Source organism: Aeromonas sp. R7-4, assembly GCF_040908055.1.
Taxonomy (GTDB): Bacteria; Pseudomonadota; Gammaproteobacteria; order Enterobacterales; family Aeromonadaceae; genus Aeromonas; species Aeromonas sanarellii.
This window is the reverse complement of record NZ_JBFODA010000063.1, coordinates 136,447-160,911: the sequence shown is the minus strand read 5'-3', so window position 1 is coordinate 160,911 and position 24,465 is coordinate 136,447. Positions and strand designations below refer to the sequence as shown.

The window sequence follows — 24,465 nt, the reverse complement described above, 5'->3', positions numbered from 1 at the left end:
GATAGGTGGGGTGTGTAAGCGCGGCGACGTGTTGAGCTAACCCATACTAATTACCCGTGAGGCTTAACCATACAACACCCAAGAAGTGTTCGAAGGCTTGTAGCAGATACCGAGAACGAATAATTAAATCAGCTTTTTCAGATTGAAGATTTTGCCTGGCGGCAATAGCGCAGTGGAACCACCTGACCCCATGCCGAACTCAGAAGTGAAACGCTGTAGCGCCGATGGTAGTGTGGCATTCGCCATGCGAGAGTAGGACACTGCCAGGCACCCAACACGAAAAACCCCGCTCATTTGAGCGGGGTTTTTTAATGCCTGAAATTCTTCATCCCTTCCATTTTCTGTACGTTACGCCCCTTCGACCCGCTCCGCACAGGGCAGCACCATATTGACGACGCCATCTTCCAGCTGGATATCGATCTTGAAGCCGAGTCGCCTGGCCAGGTTGATCATGCCACGGTTGCTGGGCATGGTCATGCCCGACAGCTGAACTATGCCGCGCTCTCTGGCATAGCGCACTATCTTCTCCATCATCAGCTTGCCAAGCCCCAGCCCTTTCAGGTCGGAGCGCACCAGGATGGCAAACTCGGCGTCGCTCAGATCCGGCGTCGAGATAGCGCGTACCACCCCTAAGATCTGCTCTTTCCGTTCCCCATCCTGTCCCACGGCGACAAAGGCCATCTCCCGGTCGTAATCGATCTGGGTCATACGGGCCAGCTCCTCATGGCCCAGCTCCCCTACATCGGCGAAGAAGCGCTTGTACCTGTCTTCGTCGGAGACTTGCAGCACGAACTGCTTGTGGGCCGGTTCGTCCTCCGGCCGGATCGGGCGAAGCAGCACATGGCTCTGATCCTTGAGCCAGGCGCCCTCCTCCAGCTCGGTGGGATAGGGACGAATGGCCAGCGGCAACATCGGTTGCCCCTTTTCCATCAACACCAGGCGGGCATCCAGGATCACCATCTCTTCGCCGCAGGCCTGCAGCGGGTGCAGATCCAGCTCCTGGATTTCGGGGAAGGCCAACAGCAGCTCGGATAGTTGGCACAACACCTGGCCGAGGGCGTCGATATCGAGCCGTACCGGGCTGGCCTGCTCGCGGATCTTGCCGTCCTTGAGGGCGCCGATGATCTGGTAGCGCGCCAGCGCCTGGTTGAGGGGCGGCAGGGCGGCGACCATCTCGCGGGGCTCGGCGCCGGACTCCCCTAGCAGGATGACGGGGCCGAACACGGGATCCTGCTGCAGGCGGATCCGCAGCTCCAGCCCGCCGCTGCGGCGGGCCATGCGCTGTACCAGCAGGCCCTCGATGCGGGCGCCGGGATCGTGCTGGCGTACCCTGTCCAGGATGGCGTCCGCCGCCTGGGCGACCTCCGCCGAGGTGCGCAGATTCAACATGACGCCGTGTACTTCGGACTTATGGGCGATGTCGGGGGAGCGCAACTTCACCGCCACCGGGTAGCCTATCTGCTCCGCCGTCAGGGCGGCCTCGATGGCATCGGAGACAATCCAGGTGGACAGGGTGGAGAGCCCGGCGGCCTGCAAGATGGGGTGAGCGAGGTGGGTATCCAGCACGCGCTGCTGGCGATCCAGCGCCTGCCGGAGCAGTTGCTGGCAGCGCTCGACATCGAGCCTGTCCCCGTGCAGAGAGGCCGGGGTTTCCATCAGCTGCTTCTGGTTGCGGCGGTATTCCACCATGTGCATGAAGGCGGTAACGGCACTCTCCGGAGTGCGATAGGTGGGGATCCCCGCCTCGTTGAACAGGCGACGCCCCTCCTGGGCGGAGTATTCCCCCGCCCAGTTGGTGAGGATGTTGAACCGCCTGGCCCTGGGATGCTGCCTGATAAAGGCGATCAGCTCGTGTGCCAGTGTCACACCGCGGGCGGTCAGCGATGGGGCGTGGATCAGCAGGATGGCGTCGGCGCCCTCCCCTTGCAACAGAGTTTCCAGCGCGCTCTTGTAGGCCTCGATATCGGCATCGCTGCCGATGTCGAGGGGCGGCATCGCCAGCTTGCCCCCCCGAGACAGCAGGACGTCTGCTGCCATGTTGGCGAGGCCGCGTCCATTGGAGAGGATGGCGAGCCGCTCCCCCTTGAGCGTCAGGGAGTGGCTCAGGGTCTCGACGGTGGCAAACAGCTCGTGGGTGTCCCGCACCCGCAACATGCCGGCGCGGCGGATGGCGGCGTCATAGACGTTGTCGAGGCCGTTGGCCGGGTCGTGCCGGCCGCTCTTGAGCACCAGGATGGGCTTGTTGCGGGAGGCGGCGCGGGCGGCGGAGAGAAAGTGCCTCGCATCGTGCAGCTTGTCCATGTAGATCAGGATGGCGCGGGTTGCCCCGTCGCGGGAGAGCTGATCCAGCAGTTGACCGAAGTCGATGTCGCAGTGATCCCCGAGGGAGATGAAGGCCGAGAAGCCGAGCTCGCGCTGCTTGGCCCAGTCGAGGATGGTGGTGCTGACTGCAGCGGACTGGGAGAGAAATGCCACCTGCCCCGGGGTGGCGGCGATGGGCGAGAAGCTGGCGTTGATCCCCTGGCCCGGCAGCAGCATGCCCATGCTGTTGGGGCCGAGCAGGCGGATGCCGTACTGCCGGCACAGCTCTCTGAGCCGTTGGCGCTCGTCACCGGAGAACTGGGCAGCCAGTATGATGGCGGCCCCGGTTCCCTTCTTGCCGAGCTCCTCGATAAGCGGCAACACCCGTTCGCGCCGGGTGCAGACGATGGCGAGATCCGGCGCTAGGGGCAGGCTGGCGATATCGGGATAGGCTAGTACCCCTGCGACGGCCTGGCTGTGAGGTGCAACCGGCAATACGGGGCCCTTGAACTGGCCTGCCAGCAGGTGCCTGATGACCACATGGCCGGCCTTCTGCGGATCGCCGGAGGCGCCGATGACGGCGATAGAGTGAGGTTTGAAGAGGCGATCCAGGCCGCTTGGTTTCATGGGCACTCCTCGTGGCGACCCCCGGGGCGAGGGTGACGGATGGTGCCAGTCTAATACGCTTTGCGTGCGCGATCTGTGACCGATTGCGGATCACGACCGGGCCAGGGCATTGGCGCGCAGATAAAAGCGCAGCTCGCCCTGAATGCATTGCACCGTGGCCAGGTGCCTGTCCTGCAAATAGATCTCCTGTTCCCGATCGAGTTCATGGCGCTGAACCCCGAGGCTTTGCAGATATTCTGCGAACAGGATGGCACTGCGGATTTCGACAAGATGCTGGCTCACGCTCTATCCCCTGATGGTGGCTGGATGTGGCGGCCAGTCTCTCCTCTTCTGCGCGACTTTCATACTGACACATTTGACACCGACCCGTTGCGGGCTCAGCGTGCACCGTTCTGGCCGCGCGCCGTATCCCAGAAGGCGCGGATCAGCGGCTCCTCCAGCCGTTTCTTCTGTACGGCGATGCCCACATCGAATGGCTTGAGGGCGGGTTTGGGCTCGACGATACGCACCTTGTCCCCCATGGGACTGTGATCGATCACGGCGGCGGGAACCACGCCAACGCCAAAGCCGAGCGCCACCATGGCGACTATGCCCTCGTTGCCCGCCACCTCGGCGTAGAGGTTGGGGGCTATCCCCTTGTTGCGCAGCCACTGATCGCAGCGTTTTCTGGCCAGCCCCTGCTCGGAGAGGATCAGGGGCAGCCTCTCCCAGTCCGGCTCGCCCTGCTGGAACCACTGGCTCGACTGCGGGGCGGCCCGGGGGGCGATAAAGACCAGCGGGACTTGCTGCAGGCTGGCAAATTCCAGCTTGGAGGAGAGCGCGTCCGGCCGCGCGGCGATGGCCAGATCGGCTTCGTCCGCCAGGATCTTGTCCACCGCCAGCGCCGGGTCCCCGGTTTCCAGCTTGATCTCCAGCTGGGGATAGCGGCGGCGGAAGCGTTCCAGCACTTCGGGTAGCAGGAAGTAGCTTGCAGTCACCGAGCAGAAGACCCGCAGCCGGCCCTGCAGCGGTTCGTCGCTGCGCTTGAGCTCCTGTCTGAGTCGGCGCCACTCCTGCAACAGGCTGCCGCCAAACTCCCGCAGCTTCTCGCCCGCAGGGGTGAGCCGCACCGAGCGATTGTCCCGCTCGAACAGCACGCAGCCGGTCTCCTGCTCCAGCCGCTGGATGGCGCGGCTCAGGGTGGAGGGGCTGACCGCCATGGCGTCGGCGCTCTTGCCGAAATGGAGGGAGTCGGCGAGGTGGAGAAACAGCTCGAGATTGCGAAGATCCATCTTTCAATTCCTGCTAAGGCGTGTAGTGGCGACGGCGTTCGTGGTTCCTTGCGCCCTGTGGCGGCGAAACGGGGCGAGATTGCGGCGTCTCACATTTCAATAAATGCAACGTACTGTTTCGAATATATCAGTTCAGGCAATAAGTGTCCCACGCTATAGTGGTTTGGACAACGCCGTTACCCGGCATGGAATCAATCGAACGGAGCAATCACCATGGCTAACTATTTCAACACCCTGAACCTGCGTCAGCAGTTGGCCCAGCTGGGCAAGTGTCGTTTCATGCAGCGCGAGGAGTTCGCGGACGGCTGCAACGTGCTCAAGGGCAAGAAGGTGGTGATTGTGGGCTGTGGTGCCCAGGGTCTGAACCAGGGCCTGAACATGCGCGACTCCGGGCTGGACATCTCCTACGCCCTGCGCAAGGCCGCCATCACCGAGAAGCGCGCCTCCTGGCAGAAGGCCACCGACAACGGCTTCGCGGTCGGCACCTATGAAGAGCTGATCCCGACCGCCGATCTGGTGCTGAACCTGACCCCGGACAAGCAGCACTCCGACGTGGTGAAAACCGTGATGCCGCTGATGAAACAGGGCGCCGCCCTGGGCTACTCCCACGGCTTCAACGTGGTGGAAGAGGGTCAGCAGATCCGCGCCGACCTCACCGTCGTGATGGTGGCGCCCAAGTGCCCGGGTACCGAAGTGCGTGAAGAGTACAAGCGTGGTTTCGGCGTGCCGACCCTGATCGCCGTGCACCCGGAGAACGACCCCAAGGGCGAGGGCATGGCCATCGCCAAGGCCTGGGCCTCCGCCACCGGCGGCGACCGTGCCGGCGTGCTGGAATCCTCCTTCGTGGCGGAAGTGAAATCCGACCTGATGGGCGAGCAGACCATCCTGTGCGGCATGCTGCAGGCCGGCTCCCTGCTCTGCTACGACAAGCTGGTTGCCGAAGGGACCGACCCGGCCTATGCCGGCAAGCTGATCCAGTTCGGCTGGGAGACCATCACCGAAGCCCTGAAGCAGGGTGGCATCAGCCTGATGATGGACAGGCTCTCCAATCCGGCCAAGCTGCGTGCCTTCGAGCTCTCCGAGCAGCTCAAGACCCTGATGCGCCCGCTGTTCGAGAAGCACATGGACGACATCATCGCCGGCGAGTTCTCCCGCGGCATGATGGCCGACTGGGCCGAGGATGACGTCAAGCTGTTCACCTGGCGCGAAGAGACCGGCAAGTCCGCCTTCGAGAATGCCCCGGCCTATGCCGGCAAGATCGCCGAGCAGGAGTACTTCGACAATGGCGTGGTGATGGTGGCCATGGTCAAGGCGGGTGTCGAGCTGGCGTTCGAGACCATGGTGGCCTCCGGCATCTATGAAGAGTCTGCCTACTACGAATCCCTGCACGAGCTGCCGCTGATCGCCAACACAGTTGCCCGCAAGCGTCTGTACGAGATGAACGTGGTCATCTCCGACACCGCGGAGTACGGCAACTATCTGTTCGCCAACGCCGCCGTGCCGCTCCTGCGCGAGCACTTCATGCCGACGTTGCAAGCGGGGGATCTGGGCAGTGCCCGTGCCGAGAGCAAGGCCGTGGACAACCTGGCGCTGCTGGCCGCCAACGAGGCGACCCGCAATCACCCCATCGAGAAGATCGGCCAGACCCTGCGCGGTTATATGAAAGACATGAAGCGCATCGCAGTCGGCGGCTAATCTGGCATGACCCGCAACGATGCCAGGTGCGAGAAGATCGGCCAGACCCTGCGCGGCTGCATGAAGGACATGAAGCGTATCGCCGTCGGCGGTTAAGCCTTCACCGCGCTGTATCAGAAGGGGCGGGGGTGACGATCCCCGTCTTCTGGCTGGCTTAGACACCTGGCCAGATCTCCAAAGGATGGCAACGCCGGTATCCGGCAATAAAAAGCCCCGCTCATCGAGCGGGGCTTTTGCGTTCAGGAAGGCGTGAGCGATCAGGCCTTCCAGGCTTTCCAGGTGTTGATCAGACCGTTGGTGGAGGCGTCGTGGCTGGTGACGGCCTCGTCGTTGCCCAGCTCCGGCAGGATCTTGTTGGCCAGCTGCTTGCCCAGCTCCACGCCCCACTGGTCGAAGCTGAAGATGTTCCAGATAGCGCCCTGCACGAAGATCTTGTGCTCGTACATGGCGATCAGGGAGCCGAGGGTTTTCGGGGTCAGCTGCTTGAACAGGATGCTGTTGGTCGGGCGGTTGCCCTCGAACACCTTGAACGGCACCAGATCCTTGACCTGCTCCAGCGTCTTGCCGGCGGCCAGGAACTCGGCTTCCACCGCTTCCTTGCTCTTGCCGAAGGCCAGTGCCTCGGTCTGGGCGAAGAAGTTCGCCAGCAGTTTCGGATGGTGATCGCCGATGGGGTTGTGGCTGATGGCCGGCGCCAGGAAGTCGCAGGGGATCAGCTTGGTGCCCTGGTGGATCAGCTGGTAGAAGGCGTGCTGGCCGTTGGTGCCCGGCTCACCCCAGATGATGGGGCCGGTCTGGTAGTCGACCGGGTTGCCGTCGCGATCCACGTACTTGCCGTTGGACTCCATGTTGCCCTGCTGGAAGTAGGCGGGGAAGCGGTGCATGTACTGATCGTAGGGCAGGATGGCCTCGGATTCGGCGCCATGGAAGTTGTTGTACCACAGGCCGATCAGGGCCAGCAGCACCGGCACGTTCTGCTCATAGGCGGCGGTTGCGAAGTGCATGTCCATCTCGAAGGCGCCTTGCAGCAGGGCTTCGAAGTGCTCGAAGCCGAGGGAGAGGGCGATGGGCATGCCGATGGCGGACCAGGAGGAGTAACGACCGCCGACCCAGTCCCAGAACTCGAACATGTTGTCGGTGTCGATGCCGAACTCGGCCACGGCCTTGCCGTTGGTGGAAAGGGCGGCGAAGTGCTTGGCGACGTGCGCCTTGTCACCGGCGTGGCCGAGGAACCAGTCGCGGGCGGTCAGGGCGTTGGTCATGGTCTCCTGGGTGGTGAAGGTCTTGGAGGCCACCAGGAACAGGGTGGTTTCCGCATCAATCTTTTTGAGCGTCTCGGCGATGTGGGTGCCGTCGACGTTGGAGACGAAGTGCATCTCCAGATGGTTTTTATAGGGACGCAGCGCCTCGGTGATCATCACAGGGCCGAGATCCGAGCCGCCGATGCCGATGTTGACCACGTGCTGGATCGGCTTGCCGGTATAACCCTTCCACTCGCCGCCGATGACCTTCTCGCAGAAGCCCTTCATCTTGGCCAGCACGGCGTTCACTTCCGGCATCACGTCCTTGCCATCCACCTCGATGGGGCGGTCGGAGCGGTTGCGCAGGGCGGTGTGCAGCACGGCACGCCCTTCGGTCATGTTGATCTTGTCGCCGTTAAACATGGCGTCGATGGCGCTGCGCAGGTCGGTCTCGTTGGCCAGGTTCACCAGCAGCTTGAGAGTCTCCTCGGTGATCAGGTTCTTGGAGTAGTCGACCAGGATGTCGCCACCGAAGGTGAGGGAAAATTTGTCGAAACGCTTCGGATCCTGTGCGAACAGATCCTTGAGCCGAGTCTCTTTGTTAGCTGCAAAGTGGGCTTCCAGCGCCTGCCAGGCCTGGGTCCGGGTTGGATTGATGTTTTTCATAGGATTATCAGTCTTCCAAGTTGTGTTTGAACCTTGCAGGCAAGGCCCCGCCAAACCTTATTATTCGAGCACTATGCCGGGCCCATTATACCGGGCTCATTGTGCGGTCCGTGTAACAGAGCTTTACCAATTGTCTGTCGTCGAAGGAGTTTACAACCAAAACGCGGTGATTATGAGTCACCCATGGCGGCCGGATCTTGCGTTTGCGCATGCTTGGCACGGCTTCTCCCGGGTGAAAGGGCTTTCAGTCCGGGGTCGGGGAGGCGCAGCCTCCATCCCGGTGAAAGGCCCCAGACAATACACCTTTTCGTCGATTTTATGCGCAAACGCAAACTTGCTCCGTCCGGAGCCGGTTATCATCCGGTCAGATGGACGATGCTCCCAGGGATGGCTGTTGGAACGAGGAGATCGACATGAAACGCGTACTGTCCCTGTTTGCCCTTAGCCTGATTGCCACCGGCCTCATCGGCCTGCTGACCCTGGCATTGACCACGGCCGCCCCGACCCTGGAGATGCGGGTGCTGGCGGTCATGGGGGCCGTGCTGGGTGGCTATGTGCTGGTGCAGCCGTTGCTCAACCGGTTGGCACACCGGCTGGTTTGAGTGCGGCCCGGCCGCGGGTTGCCCACGGGAGGCCCGTAGCCGATCCCGGTGGCCGGCTCGGCCGGGATCCACAAACAACAATGCCAGCCCGAAGGCTGGCATTGGATCACCACGCCGTGCGAATTACTGCGGCTTTTGCATGTGCATGACCATCTGCGGGAAGGGGATCTCGATGCCTTCGGCGTCGAAGGTCAGCTTCACCTTCTCGTGGAAGTCGAACCAGACACCCCAGTAGTCGCCGGTCTTGACCCAGGGGCGCACGACTATGTTGACCGAGGAGTCGGCCAGGGCGGCGACGGCGATGGTGGCCTCGGGATCCTTCAGGATGCGTGGCTCTTCGCTCACCAGACGCTCCAGGATCTGCTTGGCCTTGCGCAGGTCGGAGCCGTAACCGATGCCGAAGGTCATGTCGACGCGGCGGGTGTCCATGCGCGAATAGTTGACTATGGTGCCGTTGAGGATGGCGGAGTTCGGCACCACCACCATCTTGTTGTCACCCGAGGTGAGGGTGGTGGTGAACAGCTGCACAGATTGTACGACCCCCGCTGTCCCCGCGACCTCGATAAATTCCCCCGCCTTGATGGGGCGGAAGATGATCAGCAGGAAACCGGCGGCGAAGTTGGAGAGGGACCCCTGCAGCGCCAGACCGATGGCCAGGCCGGCGGCACCTATGATGGCCACGAAGGAGGCGGTCTGTACCCCGACCCTGCCCAGCGCGGCAATCACCACGAACACCAGTATGGTGTACTTGAGGATGCTGCCGACGAAGTGGGTGACTGTGGTATCCAGCTTGCGGCTTTGCATCACCTTGACCGCGCCACCGCTGAGGATGTTGGCGGCGATGTAACCGATCAGCAGGGTGAGCAGGGCGGCGGCGATGTTGACCGCATACTCGATGATCAGTCCCTGGTTGTTGACCAGCCAGGTCTGTGCTTCGGTAATGATCTCGGGTTCCATAAGGTATCCTGTTGCTCTAAAGGTGGATGGCGCGTGAATCTAACACCGACGCGCGACAGCCTGGGTCGCATCTGGTGCTCATCATTTCTTTTGTGCCACAAAAAACAAGGGAGGCCAAGGCCTCCCTCCGTGTTCCAGTCCACCTGCGTCGGGTGATCCGGCCCTTTGACTCAGCTTTGCAATAGCTGGCTGCGCATAAACTGCCACTGGTCTTCAAACCCGGCGGTGGGCTTGAGCTTGAACTCGGGGCGGACGCATCGGGTGATCCGGCCCTCTGACTCAGCTTTGCAATAGCTGGCTGCGCATAAACTGCCACTGGTCTTCAAACCCGGCGGTGGGCTTGAGCTTGAACTCGGAACGGACGAACTGGCTGATGCGGCCCTCCGCATAGGCGAGCAGCAGGTTGGCCAGCATGGTCTCGTCGAGCTGGAAGCCCTGGCCTTCCCGTAGCCGCTTCTCCCGCAGCGCCTGTTTGAGCTGGGTTTCCAGCTTGTCGAACAGGATGCTGATGCGATCCCGCAGCCGATCGTGCTCCCCCAGCAGGGCGTCGCCGTTGAGGATGCGGGTGATGCCCGGGTTGCGCTCGGCGAACACCAGCAACAGCTGCAGTATGTGGTGGCAGCGGGCCATGGTGTCCTTCTCTTCGGCCATGATCAGGTTGACCCGTGACAGCAGGGAATCCTCGATGAAGTCGATCAGCCCCTCGAACATCCTCGCCTTGCTGGGAAAATGCCGGTAGAGGGCCGCCTCGGACACGCCCACCTCGGCCGCCAGGCGTGCCGTGGTGATACGCTGGCCCGGGCTGGTTTCCAGCATGTGGGCGAGTGCCTGCAGGATCTGATCGCGCCGACTCTGTTTCTGGTTACTGCTTGCCATGGATTCCCCTAAAAAAACAATGGCTTGATTCTGTTATTTGGCACCGGCCCCGGGGCCGGTGTGGTCTTGTTATTGGCGACCAGAAGAACCAAACCCGCCTTCACCCCGTTCACTCTGATTGAATTCGTCGACCAGCTGGAAGCTGGCCTGGACCACCGGCAGGATCACCAGCTGGGCGATGCGCTCGCCGGGTTGCATGGTGAAGCTGTCGTTGCCGCGGTTCCATACCGAGACCATCAGCTGGCCCTGGTAATCGGAGTCGATGAGGCCCACCAGGTTGCCCAGCACGATGCCGTGCTTATGGCCGAGACCGGAGCGGGGCAAGATGGTGGCGCACAGACCTGGATCCTGGATGTGGATGGCAAGCCCGGTCGGCACCAGCGTGGTGTCGCCGGGGGCCAGGGTCAGCGGGGCATCCAGCAGGGCGCGCAGGTCCATGCCGGCGGAACCCGGGGTGGCGTAGGCGGGCAGCGGGAAGTCGGTGCCGATGCGGGCATCCAGGATTTTCAGTTCAATTTGTGTCGTCATGAATATCGTTCAATTGGATCGCCGGGCGATCGGGTGGTTCAGCGGGTGCCCGCGGGGCACCCGGCATGTTCAACGGGCCCGGGAGAGGGCTTAAGGTCGATAGTGGCGTGCGATCAGGGCGACCAGATGACGAGCCAGCGTCAGCTTATCGGCCAGGGGCAGTGCGGCTTGACCCCCCTGCCAGAAGACGGTCAGGGCGTTGTCATCGGCATTGAAGCCCTGGCCGGCACGGGACACATCGTTGGCGGCGATCATGTCCAGCCGCTTACGTCGAAGTTTGTCGAGGGCGTATTGTTCCACATCCACGGTTTCGGCGGCAAATCCGACGGTGAAGGGTTTGTCTGACAAGGCTCCCACATCGGCGATGATGTCGGGATTCTTGACCAGGGTCAGCGCCATCTGGTCGTTGTCGCCGCTCTTCTTGATCTTCTGGCTGGCCACCTGGGCGGGGCGATAGTCCGCCACGGCGGCGCAGCCGATGAAGAGGTCGCACTGGCCGACCCGGCTCATCACCGCCTCATGCATCTGCAAGGCGCTCTCCACGTCGACCCGCTCAACCCCCAGGGGCGTTGGCAGGGCGACCGGGCCGCTCACCAGGGTCACCTCGGCGCCCGCCTCACGGGCGGCGCGGGCGATGGCATAGCCCATCTTGCCGGAGCTGTGGTTGCTGATGTAGCGCACCGGGTCCAGCGCCTCGCGGGTCGGCCCCGCGGTCAGCAGCAGCCTGACCCCCGCCAGCAGCGGTTCGGCGGCGAGCTGCTGGCAGCAGCGCTCCACCAGGTCGAGGGGATCCAGCATGCGGCCCGGGCCCACGTCGCCGCAGGCCTGGCTGCCGGAATCCGGCCCCCACAGCAGGATGCCGCGGCCGGCCAGGGTCTTGAGATTGGCCTGGGTGGCGGCATTGCAATACATCTGCTGGTTCATGGCGGGCGCCAGGGCGACCGGTGCCGGGGTGGCCAGGCAGAGGGTGGTGAGCAGCTCGTCCGCCATGCCGGCGGCCATGCGCGCCATCAGGTTGGCGCTGGCGGGGGCGATCAGCACCAGATCGGCCCACTTGGCCAGCTCGATGTGACCCATGCCCGCCTCGGCGGCCGGGTCCAGCAGGCTGTCGGCCACCGGGTGACCAGAGACGGCTTGCAGGGTCAGCGGGGTGATGAACTCCTTGGCGGAGCGGGTCATCACCACTCGCACCTCGGCCCCCTGATCTTTCAGGCGACGTACCAGTTCGGCACTCTTGTAGGCGGCGATCCCGCCACTGACACCCAACAGGATGCGTTTATCGGCCAATCTCATCTGCTGCATCTCTTCCGGCTCACTCTGACTGGTCGGGTAAGATAGCACAGGCGATGGACGGCGACAGAGGCTGACATGGGGGAGTTGTGGTCGGGCTCCCGCGATTCTTTGCTATGTTTTCTCTCAACAGCAATGAGGGAGAGACAAATGAGCATCAAGGAGTGGCCAGAGGATGAGCGCCCGAGGGAGAAGCTGCTGCGGCGCGGGGCGACGGCGCTCTCCGATGCCGAGCTGCTGGCCATCTTCCTGCGCACCGGGGTCAGCGGCCTGAGCGCGGTGGATCTCTCCCGCCAGCTGCTCAGCCAGTTTGGCTCCCTGCGGGCGCTGCTCGGGGCCGAGCAGCAGGCCTTCTGCGGGGCTCATGGGCTGGGGCCGGCCAAGTATGCCCAGTTGCAGGCGGTGCTGGAGATGGGCCGGCGTCATCTGGCCGAGCAGCTGCAGCGGGGAGAGGCGCTCACCTCGCCCCAGCTGACCCGGGACTTTCTGCAGGCCCAGTTGCGGGATCGCGAGCGGGAGGTGTTCGCCCTGTTGCTGCTCGACAACCAGCACAGGGTGGTCCGGTTCGTCGAACTTTTTTACGGTACCCTGGACTCGGCGAGCGTCTGGCCCAGGGAAATCGTGCAGATCGCGCTCAAACATAATGCAGCCGCCGTGATTCTGGCGCATAATCACCCGTCCGGCGTGGCCGAGCCCAGTCGGGCGGACCGCCAGATCACGGATCGGATCTTGGCCGCCCTGGCCCTGGTCGATATCAGAGTGCTTGATCACCTGGTGATCGGTGATGGCATCACGGTTTCTTTCGCAGAGCGTGGTTGGTTGTGACTGGGCTCTGGCACTGTATTAGTTGATCTTTGATCACGGATGCTGTATAAAATGCCGCCTTCTGTTTGCCCCGCAATCGAAGGCCAGCGGGGCAGATATTTGCTCGAGCAATGAAGTAAGATTTGGAGAGACTGACATGTCTAGAGTATGCCAAGTAACCGGCAAGCGCCCGGCAGTTGGTAACAACCGTTCGCACGCTAACAACGCTACCAAGCGTCGTTTCCTGCCGAACCTGCACACTCACCGTTTCTGGGTTGAGAGTGAAAAACGCTTCGTGAGCCTGCGCGTATCCGCAAAAGGCATGCGTATCATCGACAAGCGCGGCGTTGAAGTGGTTCTGGCTGAACTGCGTGCCAGCGGCGTTAAGGTATAAGGAATTAGATCATGGCTAAAGGTATTCGCGATAAGATTCGCCTGAACTCCAGCGCCGGTACTGGTCACTTCTATACCACTACCAAGAACAAGCGCACCATGCCCGAAAAAATGGAGATCAAGAAATTTGATCCCGTGATTCGTCAGCATGTGATCTACAAAGAAGGCAAAATCAAGTAATCACTTGGTTTCGCTGCAAAAACCCGGCCTAGTGCCGGGTTTTTTTATGGCTGGAATTCAGTACACTGCCGGTTCGAAGGGAGGCTAGCCATGTTCAAATTGAGCCGCAAAGGCTGGAACAACGTGATCATCGTGGTCGTGTTGATCGTCATTACCCTGCTGCACCGGCTGGAGCAGGCCCAGCAGGAGAACAGCGCCCAGCGACCGCGTCCGCTGTTGCCGGAGAACGCCGTGGTGCTCACCTGGCAGGGGCCGAGCTGGCAGATAGAGCGCATCGGCCAGGGCTGGCGCAGCGGGCCGGATCTCGGGCTCGACAGCGCCCGGCTGGCCGCCCGTATCGAGGCCTGGCAGGGCTGGCTGCTGCCGCCCGGCGAGGCCGTGCGCGGCACGCCGGTGACCCTCAAGATCTGGATCGCCGGTCAGAGCGATCCCGTGGAGGTGGGGCTCTATCAGGACGACGGCAAGTTTGCCGCCCTGCTGCCTCCCTCGACCTGGCTCAGCCTGAGCCAGGCGCAGTACCGTGACCTGATGCGTCCCACCCCCTGAACCCTGCTCTGAGCGAGAGGCCCGTTTATGCCCGAATTACCGGAAGTCGAAGTCAGTCGCCAGGGGATCTCGCCCTGGCTCACCGGCATCAAGGTCACCCGAGTGGTGGTGCGGGACGGCCGGTTGCGCTGGCCGGTGCCCGGCGAAATCCAGGAACTGGTGGATCTCGTCATCCACCGGGTCCGCCGCCGTGCCAAATACCTGCTGCTGGAGACCGACTTCGGCACTGCCATCCTGCACCTCGGGATGTCCGGCAGCCTGAGGGTGCTGGACATAGGCACCCCGGCCGAGAAGCACGATCACGTGGATATCGAGCTGGCCAACGGCAAGCTGCTGCGACTCAACGATCCGCGCCGCTTCGGTGCCCTGCTGTGGACCCGCGAACCGGCCGAGGCCCACGCCCTGCTCGCCAAGCTGGGGCCGGAGCCGCTTACCGACGCCTTCAGCGCCGACTACCTGCGGGAGCGGGCCAGGGGGCGCAGCACCGCCATCAAGCAGTTCCTGATGGACAATCACGTGGTGGTCGGGGTGGGCAACATCTACGCTAACGAGGCGCTCTATGCCGCCGGCATCCACCCCAAACGGGCGGCAGGCAACATCAGCGCCGAGCGGCTGGGCACCCTGGTGAGCGAGATCAAGCGGGTGCTGACTGAAGCCATCCGCCAGGGGGGGACCACCCTCAAGGACTTCACCAGCGCCGACGGCAAGCCGGGCTATTTCGTCCAGCAGCTGCAGGTCTACGGCAGGGGCGGCCAACCCTGTTTCCACTGCCACACCCTGCTCACCGAGGTGAGGATGGGCCAGCGCACCACGGTGTTCTGCTCCTACTGCCAGCGCTGAAAGGCCGATTGTTGAGCCGGGATCGGCCAAGTTGTAAGAGAGTATTGCCAGTCTGTTGAAGCCGCGTCAGCCCATGACTACCATCTCGCCAGTTCAGGCTGCGAGGTAACAAAAATGACAGCTAAATCAATAGACTGGGATCATTTATCCCGGCAGGGGCACTATTGCGCCCAAAAAATGGCCCGCTTCCTCTATCCCGACGACAGTGCCCGCAAGACCTTCAATCGCGGCAAGTTCGTGCTGCGCAGCCTGCTCTACCGGCCGCAGCTGAACCGGGTGTTCGAACTGTTTCAGACCGAACCCCTCAGGGCCCTGCCTGCCCACCACCCCGAACTGCTCGACAAGCCGATACGGCCCTATCGGTTCGCCTGCTCGACGGTGAACCAGAGGGTCAGGATGGTGGAGGATCACTACCGCCTGCTGCTGGGCCTTTATCCCGATCTCATCGACCCGCTCTATCTGGGGGAGGGGATCGAACTTGGCCGCTATCCCGAGGGGGATTATCGCATCGTGCTGCGCCACGACGGCACCTTTCGCCGGGAGGCGGAGCTGGCTCTCTCCATCGTCAACGAGAAAGGCGAGCGGCTCTACAGCTGCGCCTTCTCCCTGGCGGGCAACGAGCGCGAGCTGGCGCTGGTGATAGGGTCGGTGCAGGGGCCCGAGCCCAGTGTGGCAGAGCCCCAGGGGAAGGTGCGGGCCCTGACCAGGGCGGGCCACGGCCTGAGGCCCAGGTCGCTGGTGGTGATGCTGGTGCTGGCATTGGCCGGAGCCATGGGGGCAAGCCGCGTCTCGGCCGTGCGGATGAGGGCGCACATCTTCCAGGCCAGGCGTTACAGCAAGAAGAAGAAAGCCTGCCTGCAGGCGGATTATGACGCCCTGTGGCAGGAGTTTGGCGCCATCGATCTGGACAGCAACTTCGTGCGGCTGCAGCCAGCCCAGCGCAAGCCGCTGGAGGAGATCGCCTCCAAGAAGAGGGCCATGTACCGGCGCCGCTACGAGTGGCTCGATCTGCTGGTGCAGGGGATGGCCGGGCAGTTTGCCCGCCAGTAACCGGCAAGCTGGCCGTGGTCAACACAACGAGACTAATACAACAAGGGCTACCCGCGGGTAGCCCTTGTGCATTGTTGCCGGTGGGGGAAGGGGTCACCCTTTCTGCTTGGCGGCGATGGCCTGCGCCACCAGGGGATCGACGAACTGGTGGATGTCACCGCCGTGTAGGGCGACTTCCTTCACCAGGGTGGAGGAGATGAAGGAGTTCTCTTCCGCCGGGGTGAGGAAGACGCTCTCCAGTTCCGGCATCAGGCGGCGGTTCATGTTGGCCAGCTGGAATTCGTATTCGAAGTCGGAGACGGCGCGCAGGCCCCGGATCAGCACGTTGGCCTGCTGCTCCCTGGCAAAATCCACCAGCAGGCCGGAGAAGCCGACCACCTTGACGTTGGGGAGGTGCGCCGTCACCTGGCGGGCCAGCTGGACGCGCTCCGCCAGATCGAACAGGGGCCGCTTGCTCGGGCTGTTGGCGACCCCGACCACCACTTCGTCAAACAGTCGGGCGGCCCGGCCGATGAGGTCGGTATGGCCATTGGTGATGGGGTCGAAGGTGCCGGGATAGATTACCTTGTTGGTCATGCTGGTGATTCCTGAAGCCGGAAAGTTGGTCGCATTATAGGGGCTGTTGCCGGTCCGGTGCGACTGCGATGGCGCGGATCCTGGCGTGAGCCCCCTGCTTCGTCCGCACAAATCGGGGCCCCGTGGCGTCTTCGCTTGAGAATAGCCCTGCATCAGGCAAGAATACCCGCATCGCGCATCAAGCCTCCTTCATTGGTGACAGGGAGCATAGGGATTTTTTATGAAACGTATTCTGGTAGTCCGCAATGACAAGATTGGTGACTTCATGCTGGCCTGGCCGAGCTTTGCCATGCTCAAGCGCTCCATGGAGTGTCATGTGACTGCCCTGGTTCCCGCCTACACGGCGCCGCTGGCCCGCCTCTGCCCCTGGATCGACGAGATCATCCTGGATCCGGGTGCCCGGGCCGACAAGGAGCAGCAACGGGCCTTGCTGGCGCGCATCAAGGCGGCCGCCTTCGATGCCTCCATCTGCCTCTTCTCCAACACCCGCAATGCCAAGCTGGTGTGGCAGGCGCACATTCCCTACCGGCTGGCCCCGGCCACCAAGCTGGCCCAGGTGCTCTACAACCAGCGCCTGGTGCAGCGCCGTTCCCGCTCCCAGAAGCCGGAGTACGAATACAACCTGGATCTGGTGCGCCGCTTCCTCGCCGACCAGCACCAGGCGGTGGTGGAGCCCCAGGGGCCCTACCTCGGCTTCGACCCCGAGAGCCTGCAACAGGTGCGCGAGCAGGTCGCCGCCCGTCTCAGGCTCGACGCCAGCCGCCCCTGGCTGATGGTGCACGCCGGCAGCGGCGGCTCGGCCAACAACCTCTCCATCGAGCAGTACTCGCGCCTCATCATCAAGCTCAACCAGGCCTGTCCCGAGTTGCAGTGCGTGCTGACGGCGGGGCCGGGGGAGGAGGGGAAGGCGGAGCAGCTGGCGGCCGAACTGCTGGCCCATGGGGGCAACGGCTGGATCTATCGCTCCGACGAGGGGCTGCCGAAGTTCTGCCAGGTGATGGCCAATGCCGCCCTGTTCGTGGCGGGCAGCACAGGGCCGCTGCACATCGCCGCGGCGCTGGACGTGCCGACCGTCGGCGTCTTCCCGGCGCACCGCTCCGCCACGCCGCTGCGCTGGCGACCCCTCAACAGCGAGGGGCGCCATCTGGCGTTCAGCCCGCCGGAGGACAGCGATCATCCGGATGACATGAGCCAGCTCGATCCCAAGGCCATGGCGGCGGCGATCGCCCGCTGGGCGCCGCCGTTCTGGCGCGCCGAGGGCTGAGAGCGAACACAGGAAATGCAGACAGGGCCCCGAGGGGCCCTGTCTCGTCACGGGAGCTGCCGACGGGCAGCCAGGGTTTGCTGGTGGCTTACTTGCCAGCCTGATCCGGTGCCTGGGGCTGCTGGCGGATCCAGAGGTCCGCGTACTTCACGAAGGTGGAGTGGGCGGAGAGGATGGCCAGCAGCAGTCCCTGCTTGCCGTCGAGGAAACCGGCCTTGAGCAGGTACATCTTGAGGAAGCAGCCGACGGCGTGCACCAGCCCCTGGCCCAGGGATCCCTTCTTGCCGCGGGCGGTGCGCTGATCGGCCCAGGCGCGGGCGTAGCCGGCGGATTTGACCAGATAGTGCTCCAGATCCCGGTAGGTGTAGTGGAGCAGGTCGCCGTGCAGGTTGACGATCTTCATGTTGGCGCGTACCTCCACCTTCTCGTGCACCAGCGCCTCATTGTAGCCGGTCAGCGCCTTGGGGTAGAGGCGCAGCACCCGATCCGGGTACCAGCCGCTGTGGCGGATGAAGCGACCGAACACCCAGGAGAGGCGCGGGATGGAGTAGATGGTGTCGCTGGCCGGGTTGGCCATGACGTCCTGGATGGCGCTCCTGAGCTCGGGGGTGAGCCGCTCGTCCGCGTCCAGCCACAGCACCCAGTCGGACTGGACATGGGACTGGGCGAGGCGGCGCTGGCGGCCGAAGCCGGGCCAGGCCGTGTTGACGAAGAAGCGGGCGCCGAACTCGGCGGCGATGGCGGGGGTGTCATCCTGACTGCCGGAGTCGAGGACGACGATCTCATCCACCAGGTCTTCGAGGGAGGCGAGGCAGGCACGCAGGTTGTCGGCTTCGTTCTTGACGATCAGGACGGCCGCCAGGGTCGGTTTTTTCACAGGCAAGGGACTCTCATTGGCACCCGGCGGGCGGGTCATGCTCGGATTGGCGCCCATTCTAGCCTAAAACCCCGGCCGGGGCATGGGCTGGGCTCATTTGACCGGCTTGCCTGCCACCGTGGCATCTGGTGGCGCCCGGCACGCCTCTATCGGGGCGGGAAAGGTGCTTGTGTGGTTGAGCGGGCGCAGCGGATCCCGACAAAGAGGCTGTCCGGCGGGGCTGACGGGTATCTTCTGTTATTTCTTCGGCCTTTCTTGGGGCATAATCTCGCCCAGTAACGATCAACAGCCGGGCTAGTCCCGAGAGAAGACGCGCGATGAAGATATTGGTGATCGGCCCCTCCTGGGTCGGCGACATGGTGATGTCCCAGAGCCTCTACAAGGCGCTCAAGAGCAACCACCCGGGCAGCGAGCTCCATGTGATGGCGCCGGCCTGGTGCGTTGCGCTGCTGGAGCGCATGCCCGAGGTGGACAAAGCCATCCCCATGCCGCTCGGCCACGGCGACTTCAAGCTGGGGGCCCGCCGCCGGCTCGGCAAGCAGCTGGCCGCCGAGCAGTACGATCAGGCCATCATCCAGCCCAACTCCATGAAGTCGGCGCTCATCCCCTGGTTTGCCAGGATCCCGGTGCGCACCGGCTGGAAGGGGGAGCACCGCTTCGGCCTGCTCAACGACATGCGCAGCAACAAGCAGGCCTTCCCGCTGATGGTGGAAGGCTATCTGGCGCTGGCCTACCCCAAGGGGCAGATGAAGAGCCGGGCCGACATCCCCGCCATTCCCCATCCCTCCCTGCACGTGGATCTCGTCAACCAGGGCAAGGCGCTGGAGCGGCTCGGCCTGAATCGCGCCCGCCCCGTGCTGGTGCTCTGTCCGGGGGCCGAGTTCGGCCCGGCCAAGCGCTGGCCGGAGGGGCACTACGCCGTGGTGGCCCAGAAGCACCTCGACGAGGGCTGGCAGGTGTGGATCTTCGGCTCGGGCAAGGACGTGGAGGTGGCCAACACCATCCGCGATCGGATCAACCCCTTGTCACGCCCCAACTGCCACGTGCTGGCGGGCAAGACCAGCCTGCACGAGGCGATCGATCTGATGGCCCTGGCCGGTCGGGTCATCGCCAACGACTCGGGCCTGATGCACGTGGCGGCCGCCCTCAACCGGCCGCTGATCGGCGTCTACGGCTCCACCTCGCCCCTCTACACGCCGCCCCTGGCGGACAGGGTCGAGATCGTCCACACCGATATCGAATGCCGCCCCTGCTTCAAGCGCACCTGCAAGTTCGGCCACCTCAAGTGCCTGATCGAGCTGATGCCGGAGCAGGTCATCGAGGCTGGCAAGCGACTGGAGCGGAGCGAGCCGGAGGATCGGGTGATCGCGCTGCAGCCGGTGGCTCAGGCCGCCGACGGGGGCGAAGGCCGATAACATGATCTACCGGCTGCTCTACAACCTGCTGATCCACCTGGGGTTGCCCCTGGCACTGCTGGCGCTCTACAAGCCCAAGAAAGGCAAGCCCGGCTTCGGCAAGCGCTGGGCAGAGCACCTGGGGCGGACACCCGCCACCGGACAGGAGGCCCCGCTCTGGATCCATGCGGTGAGCGTGGGGGAGACCCTGGCCATCACCCCCTTCATCCGTGCCCTCAAGGCCGAGCTGCCTGAGCTGCCCATACTGCTCACCACCACCACCCGCACCGGTGCCGAGCAGGCGGCCAAGCTCGGGGATCTGGTGGTGCACCGCTATGCGCCGCTCGACTACCCCTGGGCCGTCTCGGCGTTTCTGAGCACCGTCAAGCCCCGCGCTCTCTGGGTGATGGAGACCGAGCTGTGGCCGAACTGGCTGGCGGCCTGCGAGGCGCGCCACCTGCCGGTGACCATCCTCAATGCCCGCCTCTCGGAGCGCTCCTGCCGGCGCTATGGCCGCTTCCAGGGCGCCTTCGATGCCCTCAGCCGGCCCCTGACCCACCTGCTCTGCCAGCACCAGGACGATGCGGACCGCTTCCATCGTCTGGGAATCGCGCGCAATCGGCTGGCGGTGACCGGCTCCATCAAGTTCGACATCCAGTTCGGCGACGAGGTGCAGGCCAGGGGCCGTGCCCTGCGCCAGCAGTTGGGGGAGGCCCGACCTGTCTGGATCGCCGCCAGTACCCACCAGGGGGAAGACGAGCAGGTGCTGGCCGCCTTCGAGCGGGTGCTCAAGGCCCATCCCTCCGCCCTGCTGATCCTGGTGCCGCGCCATCCCGAGCGTTTCGATCGGGTGGCCGAGCTGTGCGCCCCCTACGGTTGCGTGCGGCGCACGGCGGGCAGTGCGGTCGGCGAGAGCGACAAGATCTACCTGGGTGACACCATGGGCGAGCTGCCGCTGATGCTGGCGGCGGCGGATCTCGCCTTTGTCGGTGGCAGCCTGGTGCCCGTGGGCGGTCACAACCTGCTGGAACCGGCGGCGCTGGGCAAACCCTGCCTGACCGGCCCCGTCTATTTCAACTTCAGCGACATCACCCGCCAGCTGGTGGCCCAGGGTGGCGCGGCCGTGGTGGCGGACGCCGAGGCGCTCGGCCACCGGGTGAGCACCCTGCTCGGCGATGCCCCTGCTCGCCGCGAGATGGGGGAGCAGGCCCGCGCCGTGGTGCTGCGCAATCAGGGGGCGCTGGCGCGCACCCTGTCCCATTGCCTCGCCAGCCTGGAAAGTGACGACTGAGGCGGGGCGGCCTCGTGGCCGCCTCACCAACACGTCTGCCAAACCCCGGGAGACAATCCGCGCCCCTTTCCTTTATGCTCTGCCCTTTGCCCCCGACCCTGTGATGCCCCGATGAACCGCGCTCCCCTGCTGTTGATGATACTGGTCACCCTGCTGGCCGCCGCCGGCTGGCTCTTCTCGAAAGAGGCTATTCGCGAACTGCCCACTGCCGCCTTTATCGGCAGCCGCTTCCTGCTGGCCGCCCTGCTGCTCTTGCCGCTCGCCTGGTTGCGGGAGCCGCCCCCCAGTGGCTCACAACTGCTGCGCGCCACCGGCTGCGGCACCCTGCTCGGGGCCAGCCTGCTGTTCTGGGTCACCGCCATCAGCCAGAGCGATGCGCTCGGCAGCGGCGCCTTCATCATGAGTGTGGCCACCCTGATGGCGCCGCTCGCCGCCTGGGCCGCCTTCAAGGCCAGACCCGGCCGTCACTACTGGCTCACCCTGCCCGTCGCCGTGGCCGGTCTGCTGCTGCTCTCCAGCAGCACCCACTGGGGCGTGTCGCTCTCCCTGTTCTGGTTTCTGGCGGCGGCCGCCACCCTGGGGGTGCAGCTCGCGGTGCACCGCCACTTTGCCCAGTCCATCCCCCCTACCTGGCTCACCTGCATCCAGCTGGCGGTGACCGGGCTGCTCGGCACCCTGCTCTCCCTGCTGACCGAGCAGTGGCCCGCCAGCATCGGCACTGGCATCTGGGGCTGGTTTGCCGCCAGCGTGCTGATCGCCACCACCTTGCGCTACTGGCTGCTCACCCATGCCCTGAGCCGGATGACCACGGCCCACGCCGCCCTGCTGATGCTGCTGGAACCGGTCTGGACCCTGATCTTAAGCACCCTCTTCTATGACGAGCCGCTGGGCCCCGCCAAGCTGGCCGGCGCCGGCCTGGTGCTGGGCGCCCTGGTGCTCTACCAGCTCCCCCTGCTGCTGCGCAGCCGCAAGTTGAAATCACCGGTCTAGCCTGCACGGGCGACGAGCGTAAATGGTTCGGAAAAGCGAGAGGGTCTGCATTGCAGGCCCTCTCTGCGTGATGGCGCATGTCGAGTTGGGCTGCCATCAGTCAGGCGGCTGATCGCCGCGGGAAACGGGCATAAAAAAGCCCCCGCGTGGCGGGGGCTGGTGCATCGAGGAGGGGATCACTCGATGTTCTGGATCTGCTCGCGCATCTGTTCGATGAGGACCTTCAATTCGACGGCGGACTGGGTCACCTCGGCGTTGATGGACTTGGAACCGAGGGTGTTCGACTCGCGGTTGAACTCCTGCATCATGAAGTCGAGACGGCGGCCGCAGGCGCCCCCCTTCTTCATGATCTTGATGGTCTCGCTGATGTGCATCTCCAGGCGATCCAGCTCTTCGGCCACGTCGATCTTCTGGGCCAGCAGCACTATCTCCTGCTCGATGCGGGCGGGATCCAGCTCCACCTTGGCTTCGGCCAGGCGGTCGGTGAGCTTCTGGCGCTGCCACTCGATGATCTGCGGCAGGTGCACGCGCACCTTCTTCACTTCCACCTGGATGCCGTCAAGGCGCTGCTCGATCAGCGCCTTGAGGTTGGCCCCTTCGCTGGCGCGGGAGGCGAGGAAGTCGTCCATGGTCAGGTCAAACCCAGCCATCAGCTCGGTGGCGACCACGTCCATGTCCTGCTCGGCGGCGGCCATGACCCCCGGCCAGCGCAGCACGTCCACCGGGTTGAGCTGGCCCTGACCCGCCTCTTTCATCACCCAGTTGGCGCTGTCGATGATGAGCCTGGCCAGCTCTTCATTGATGTGGAGCTGGCTGGCGGCGGCCTGGGCGGCCTCGAAGCGCAGGTTGCACTCCACCTTGCCGCGCTGCAGCTTGGCACGGAAACGCTCGCGCAGGACCGGCTCCAGGCTGCGCAGTTGTTCCGGCAGGCGAATGTAGGTCTCCAGATAGCGCTGGTTGACCGAACGAATTTCCCAAACGGCTGTGCCCCAGTCGCCCTTGAGTTCCTTGCGGGCGTAGGCGGTCATGCTGTGAATCATTGATTGTTCCGGGCTTGATGAAGTGTGCGGCCAGTATACTCAGCCAGGCCTGCCCCGTCAGCCGACGAGGTGGTTTTAGCGGCTGATATTTGAGTAGCAATCGCTTATACTCCTGCGCCAATTCAGCCAGCCCAGAGGTCAGTCCCATGTCCCGTCCCAGCGATCGCAGCGCCGCCCAGGTGCGTCCGGTTACCATCACCCGCAACTTCACCAAGCATGCGGAAGGGTCCGTGCTGGTGGAGTTTGGCCACACCCGGGTGCTCTGCACCGCCAGCGTCGATACCAGCGTGCCGCGCTTCCTGAAAGGCAAGGGTCAGGGCTGGGTCACCGCCGAGTACGGCATGCTGCCACGCTCCACCCATTCGCGCATGAACCGCGAGGCGGCCGCCGGCAAGCAGAGCGGCCGCACCCTGGAGATCTCCCGCCTGATCGCCCGTTCCCTGCGCGCCGCGGTGGACCTGACCGCGCTCGGCGAGCACTCCATCACGGTGGACTGTGACGTGCTGCAGGCCGACGGCGGCACCCGCACCGCCGCCATCACAGGGGCCTGCGTGGCCCTGGTGGACGCCCTGAACTGGATGGTGGAGAAGGGCATGCTCAAGCAGAGCCCGCTCAAGCAGATGATCGCCGCCGTCTCCGTCGGCATGTATGAGGGGGAGGCCATCTGCGATCTGGAGTACGTGGAAGACTCCGCCGCCGAGACCGATATGAACGTGGTGATGACCGAAGACGGCCGCATCATCGAGGTGCAGGGCACCGCCGAGGCCGAGCCCTTCACCCACGAGGAGCTGCTGGCGATGCTGGCGCTCGCCAAGGGCGGCATCATGGACATCATCGCGCTGCAGAAGCAGTCACTTTCCTGATACCAGGATCTGTTGATGTTTCGGCACAAGTCGCGTTGCAGTGTCAAAGGATGCCAGGCTAGGCGCAGGATGCCGCCAATGGTTATTCCCTTGGCAAGTCCTGCAACAACGCATGGCATCCTTTGCCACGCAACCCATAGGGACGGGTCTGTTTTTGTGCATAACGTCGTTATTCGATGCCTCGTTTGGATCACCAAACTTCGCATCTCATGCCTAGTTCTGCGCAAAAACCGACTCCGTCGCGGCTGTGACGAAGCGTCAACAGATCCTGCAAACGCGGCATTGACCGCGTTTTTTTATACC

24 protein-coding genes and 1 rRNA gene are annotated in these 24,465 nt (G+C 64.0%); 14 read left to right on the top strand and 11 right to left on the bottom strand.

Annotated features, from left to right (window positions below; translation table 11 throughout):
• Positions 1–154: 154 nt before the first annotated feature.
• Positions 155–269 (top strand): 5S ribosomal RNA (rrf, locus tag AB5Y72_RS17620).
• A gap of 79 nt (positions 270–348) precedes the next feature.
• On the opposite strand, the gene AB5Y72_RS17615 is transcribed toward rrf, so the two are convergent.
• From AB5Y72_RS17615 to ilvY, 3 genes are all read right to left on the bottom strand, one after another.
• Positions 349–2,928: a bifunctional acetate--CoA ligase family protein/GNAT family N-acetyltransferase gene (locus AB5Y72_RS17615; protein WP_325782713.1), complete on the bottom strand. Its 2,580-nt coding sequence runs from the start codon at positions 2,926–2,928 to the stop codon at positions 349–351.
• A gap of 90 nt (positions 2,929–3,018) precedes the next feature.
• On the bottom strand, positions 3,019–3,210 hold the full coding sequence (locus tag AB5Y72_RS17610) for a hypothetical protein (protein WP_209794471.1): 192 nt from the start codon (positions 3,208–3,210) through the stop codon (positions 3,019–3,021).
• Between the two features lie 95 nt (positions 3,211–3,305).
• Positions 3,306–4,199, bottom strand: coding sequence for an HTH-type transcriptional activator IlvY (gene ilvY, locus AB5Y72_RS17605; protein ID WP_209794469.1), 894 nt, complete (start codon positions 4,197–4,199; stop codon positions 3,306–3,308).
• Positions 4,200–4,412: 213 nt separating this feature from the next.
• Here ilvY and ilvC point away from each other — a divergent pair, with 213 nt between their 5' ends.
• Positions 4,413–5,894, top strand: coding sequence for a ketol-acid reductoisomerase (ilvC, locus tag AB5Y72_RS17600; RefSeq protein ID WP_216991406.1), 1,482 nt, complete (start codon positions 4,413–4,415; stop codon positions 5,892–5,894).
• A 257-nt stretch (positions 5,895–6,151) separates the two neighbouring features.
• Here the strand turns inward: ilvC and pgi are convergent, their stop codons facing one another.
• The gene (pgi, locus tag AB5Y72_RS17595; protein ID WP_042078232.1) at positions 6,152–7,801 is read right to left on the bottom strand and encodes a glucose-6-phosphate isomerase; all 1,650 of its coding nucleotides are present in this window, start codon (positions 7,799–7,801) and stop codon (positions 6,152–6,154) included.
• Positions 7,802–8,214: 413 nt separating this feature from the next.
• On the opposite strand from pgi, the gene AB5Y72_RS17590 reads away from it, so the two are divergent.
• Positions 8,215–8,403 (top strand): holin, encoded by a 189-nt coding sequence (locus AB5Y72_RS17590; RefSeq protein ID WP_209794463.1) that lies wholly within the window; start codon positions 8,215–8,217, stop codon positions 8,401–8,403.
• A gap of 123 nt (positions 8,404–8,526) precedes the next feature.
• Here the strand turns inward: AB5Y72_RS17590 and AB5Y72_RS17585 are convergent, their stop codons facing one another.
• From AB5Y72_RS17585 to coaBC, 4 genes are all read right to left on the bottom strand, one after another.
• Entirely contained in the window at positions 8,527–9,360 is an 834-nt protein-coding gene (locus tag AB5Y72_RS17585; RefSeq protein ID WP_209794460.1) for a mechanosensitive ion channel domain-containing protein, read from the bottom strand.
• Positions 9,361–9,639: 279 nt separating this feature from the next.
• Entirely contained in the window at positions 9,640–10,236 is a 597-nt protein-coding gene (gene slmA / locus AB5Y72_RS17580) for a nucleoid occlusion factor SlmA (protein WP_042078227.1), read from the bottom strand.
• 69 nt (positions 10,237–10,305) lie between these two features.
• Positions 10,306–10,764: a dUTP diphosphatase gene (gene dut, locus AB5Y72_RS17575; protein ID WP_010676116.1), complete on the bottom strand. Its 459-nt coding sequence runs from the start codon at positions 10,762–10,764 to the stop codon at positions 10,306–10,308.
• 90 nt (positions 10,765–10,854) lie between these two features.
• Positions 10,855–12,057: a bifunctional phosphopantothenoylcysteine decarboxylase/phosphopantothenate--cysteine ligase CoaBC gene (coaBC, locus tag AB5Y72_RS17570; protein WP_368199335.1), complete on the bottom strand. Its 1,203-nt coding sequence runs from the start codon at positions 12,055–12,057 to the stop codon at positions 10,855–10,857.
• Positions 12,058–12,204: 147 nt separating this feature from the next.
• Here coaBC and radC point away from each other — a divergent pair, with 147 nt between their 5' ends.
• The 6 genes from radC (at position 12,205) to AB5Y72_RS17540 (ending at position 15,867) form a co-directional block, all read left to right on the top strand.
• Positions 12,205–12,879 (top strand): DNA repair protein RadC, encoded by a 675-nt coding sequence (gene radC, locus AB5Y72_RS17565; protein ID WP_042078226.1) that lies wholly within the window; start codon positions 12,205–12,207, stop codon positions 12,877–12,879.
• A 136-nt stretch (positions 12,880–13,015) separates the two neighbouring features.
• Positions 13,016–13,252 carry a 50S ribosomal protein L28 gene (gene rpmB / locus AB5Y72_RS17560; protein WP_005307492.1) on the top strand — a complete coding sequence of 79 codons (237 nt, stop codon included), beginning with the start codon at positions 13,016–13,018 and terminating at the stop codon, positions 13,250–13,252.
• An 11-nt stretch (positions 13,253–13,263) separates the two neighbouring features.
• The gene (gene rpmG, locus AB5Y72_RS17555) at positions 13,264–13,431 is read left to right on the top strand and encodes a 50S ribosomal protein L33 (RefSeq protein ID WP_005323752.1); all 168 of its coding nucleotides are present in this window, start codon (positions 13,264–13,266) and stop codon (positions 13,429–13,431) included.
• A gap of 90 nt (positions 13,432–13,521) precedes the next feature.
• On the top strand, positions 13,522–13,977 hold the full coding sequence (locus tag AB5Y72_RS17550; RefSeq protein ID WP_042078225.1) for a hypothetical protein: 456 nt from the start codon (positions 13,522–13,524) through the stop codon (positions 13,975–13,977).
• A gap of 27 nt (positions 13,978–14,004) precedes the next feature.
• Positions 14,005–14,817, top strand: coding sequence for a bifunctional DNA-formamidopyrimidine glycosylase/DNA-(apurinic or apyrimidinic site) lyase (gene mutM / locus AB5Y72_RS17545; RefSeq protein WP_042078224.1), 813 nt, complete (start codon positions 14,005–14,007; stop codon positions 14,815–14,817).
• Between the two features lie 177 nt (positions 14,818–14,994).
• Positions 14,995–15,867, top strand: coding sequence for a VirK/YbjX family protein (locus AB5Y72_RS17540; RefSeq protein WP_368199338.1), 873 nt, complete (start codon positions 14,995–14,997; stop codon positions 15,865–15,867).
• Positions 15,868–15,960: 93 nt separating this feature from the next.
• Here the strand turns inward: AB5Y72_RS17540 and coaD are convergent, their stop codons facing one another.
• The gene (coaD, locus tag AB5Y72_RS17535) at positions 15,961–16,443 is read right to left on the bottom strand and encodes a pantetheine-phosphate adenylyltransferase (RefSeq protein WP_042078222.1); all 483 of its coding nucleotides are present in this window, start codon (positions 16,441–16,443) and stop codon (positions 15,961–15,963) included.
• Positions 16,444–16,663: 220 nt separating this feature from the next.
• On the opposite strand from coaD, the gene AB5Y72_RS17530 reads away from it, so the two are divergent.
• Entirely contained in the window at positions 16,664–17,707 is a 1,044-nt protein-coding gene (locus tag AB5Y72_RS17530; RefSeq protein WP_216991412.1) for a glycosyltransferase family 9 protein, read from the top strand.
• An 88-nt stretch (positions 17,708–17,795) separates the two neighbouring features.
• Here AB5Y72_RS17530 and AB5Y72_RS17525 read toward each other — a convergent pair whose 3' ends face one another.
• Positions 17,796–18,584, bottom strand: a complete 789-nt coding sequence (locus tag AB5Y72_RS17525) for a glycosyltransferase family 2 protein (RefSeq protein WP_042078240.1) — start codon at positions 18,582–18,584, stop codon at positions 17,796–17,798.
• A gap of 317 nt (positions 18,585–18,901) precedes the next feature.
• Between AB5Y72_RS17525 and waaF the strand changes: the two genes are divergently transcribed.
• The 3 genes from waaF to AB5Y72_RS17510 all read left to right on the top strand — a co-directional run bounded on the left by waaF (position 18,902) and on the right by AB5Y72_RS17510 (position 22,259).
• Entirely contained in the window at positions 18,902–19,999 is a 1,098-nt protein-coding gene (waaF, locus tag AB5Y72_RS17520; RefSeq protein WP_042078220.1) for a lipopolysaccharide heptosyltransferase II, read from the top strand.
• 1 nt (position 20,000) lies between these two features.
• Positions 20,001–21,269 carry a lipid IV(A) 3-deoxy-D-manno-octulosonic acid transferase gene (gene waaA, locus AB5Y72_RS17515; protein ID WP_042078219.1) on the top strand — a complete coding sequence of 423 codons (1,269 nt, stop codon included), beginning with the start codon at positions 20,001–20,003 and terminating at the stop codon, positions 21,267–21,269.
• 111 nt (positions 21,270–21,380) lie between these two features.
• Entirely contained in the window at positions 21,381–22,259 is an 879-nt protein-coding gene (locus AB5Y72_RS17510) for a DMT family transporter (RefSeq protein WP_042078218.1), read from the top strand.
• A 176-nt stretch (positions 22,260–22,435) separates the two neighbouring features.
• Here AB5Y72_RS17510 and AB5Y72_RS17505 read toward each other — a convergent pair whose 3' ends face one another.
• Positions 22,436–23,299, bottom strand: a complete 864-nt coding sequence (locus AB5Y72_RS17505; protein WP_042078217.1) for a YicC/YloC family endoribonuclease — start codon at positions 23,297–23,299, stop codon at positions 22,436–22,438.
• A gap of 146 nt (positions 23,300–23,445) precedes the next feature.
• Here AB5Y72_RS17505 and rph point away from each other — a divergent pair, with 146 nt between their 5' ends.
• Positions 23,446–24,162, top strand: coding sequence for a ribonuclease PH (gene rph / locus AB5Y72_RS17500; protein WP_216991417.1), 717 nt, complete (start codon positions 23,446–23,448; stop codon positions 24,160–24,162).
• Positions 24,163–24,465 lie beyond the last annotated feature (303 nt).

Coding starts and splice junctions, on each gene's coding strand:
- AB5Y72_RS17530 (WP_216991412.1), top strand. CDS start 16,664: ATGAAACGTATTCTGGTAGTCCGCAATGACAAGATTGGTGACTTCATG.
- radC (WP_042078226.1), top strand. CDS start 12,205: ATGAGCATCAAGGAGTGGCCAGAGGATGAGCGCCCGAGGGAGAAGCTG.
- AB5Y72_RS17550 (WP_042078225.1), top strand. CDS start 13,522: ATGTTCAAATTGAGCCGCAAAGGCTGGAACAACGTGATCATCGTGGTC.
- waaA (WP_042078219.1), top strand. CDS start 20,001: ATGATCTACCGGCTGCTCTACAACCTGCTGATCCACCTGGGGTTGCCC.
- ilvY (WP_209794469.1), bottom strand. CDS start 4,199: ATGGATCTTCGCAATCTCGAGCTGTTTCTCCACCTCGCCGACTCCCTC.
- waaF (WP_042078220.1), top strand. CDS start 18,902: ATGAAGATATTGGTGATCGGCCCCTCCTGGGTCGGCGACATGGTGATG.
- ilvC (WP_216991406.1), top strand. CDS start 4,413: ATGGCTAACTATTTCAACACCCTGAACCTGCGTCAGCAGTTGGCCCAG.
- coaD (WP_042078222.1), bottom strand. CDS start 16,443: ATGACCAACAAGGTAATCTATCCCGGCACCTTCGACCCCATCACCAAT.
- rph (WP_216991417.1), top strand. CDS start 23,446: ATGTCCCGTCCCAGCGATCGCAGCGCCGCCCAGGTGCGTCCGGTTACC.
- pgi (WP_042078232.1), bottom strand. CDS start 7,801: ATGAAAAACATCAATCCAACCCGGACCCAGGCCTGGCAGGCGCTGGAA.
- mutM (WP_042078224.1), top strand. CDS start 14,005: ATGCCCGAATTACCGGAAGTCGAAGTCAGTCGCCAGGGGATCTCGCCC.
- AB5Y72_RS17540 (WP_368199338.1), top strand. CDS start 14,995: ATGGCCCGCTTCCTCTATCCCGACGACAGTGCCCGCAAGACCTTCAAT.
- rpmG (WP_005323752.1), top strand. CDS start 13,264: ATGGCTAAAGGTATTCGCGATAAGATTCGCCTGAACTCCAGCGCCGGT.
- AB5Y72_RS17510 (WP_042078218.1), top strand. CDS start 21,381: ATGAACCGCGCTCCCCTGCTGTTGATGATACTGGTCACCCTGCTGGCC.
- rpmB (WP_005307492.1), top strand. CDS start 13,016: ATGTCTAGAGTATGCCAAGTAACCGGCAAGCGCCCGGCAGTTGGTAAC.
- AB5Y72_RS17505 (WP_042078217.1), bottom strand. CDS start 23,299: ATGATTCACAGCATGACCGCCTACGCCCGCAAGGAACTCAAGGGCGAC.
- AB5Y72_RS17590 (WP_209794463.1), top strand. CDS start 8,215: ATGAAACGCGTACTGTCCCTGTTTGCCCTTAGCCTGATTGCCACCGGC.
- AB5Y72_RS17585 (WP_209794460.1), bottom strand. CDS start 9,360: ATGGAACCCGAGATCATTACCGAAGCACAGACCTGGCTGGTCAACAAC.
- slmA (WP_042078227.1), bottom strand. CDS start 10,236: ATGGCAAGCAGTAACCAGAAACAGAGTCGGCGCGATCAGATCCTGCAG.
- AB5Y72_RS17615 (WP_325782713.1), bottom strand. CDS start 2,928: ATGAAACCAAGCGGCCTGGATCGCCTCTTCAAACCTCACTCTATCGCC.
- coaBC (WP_368199335.1), bottom strand. CDS start 12,057: ATGAGATTGGCCGATAAACGCATCCTGTTGGGTGTCAGTGGCGGGATC.
- dut (WP_010676116.1), bottom strand. CDS start 10,764: ATGACGACACAAATTGAACTGAAAATCCTGGATGCCCGCATCGGCACC.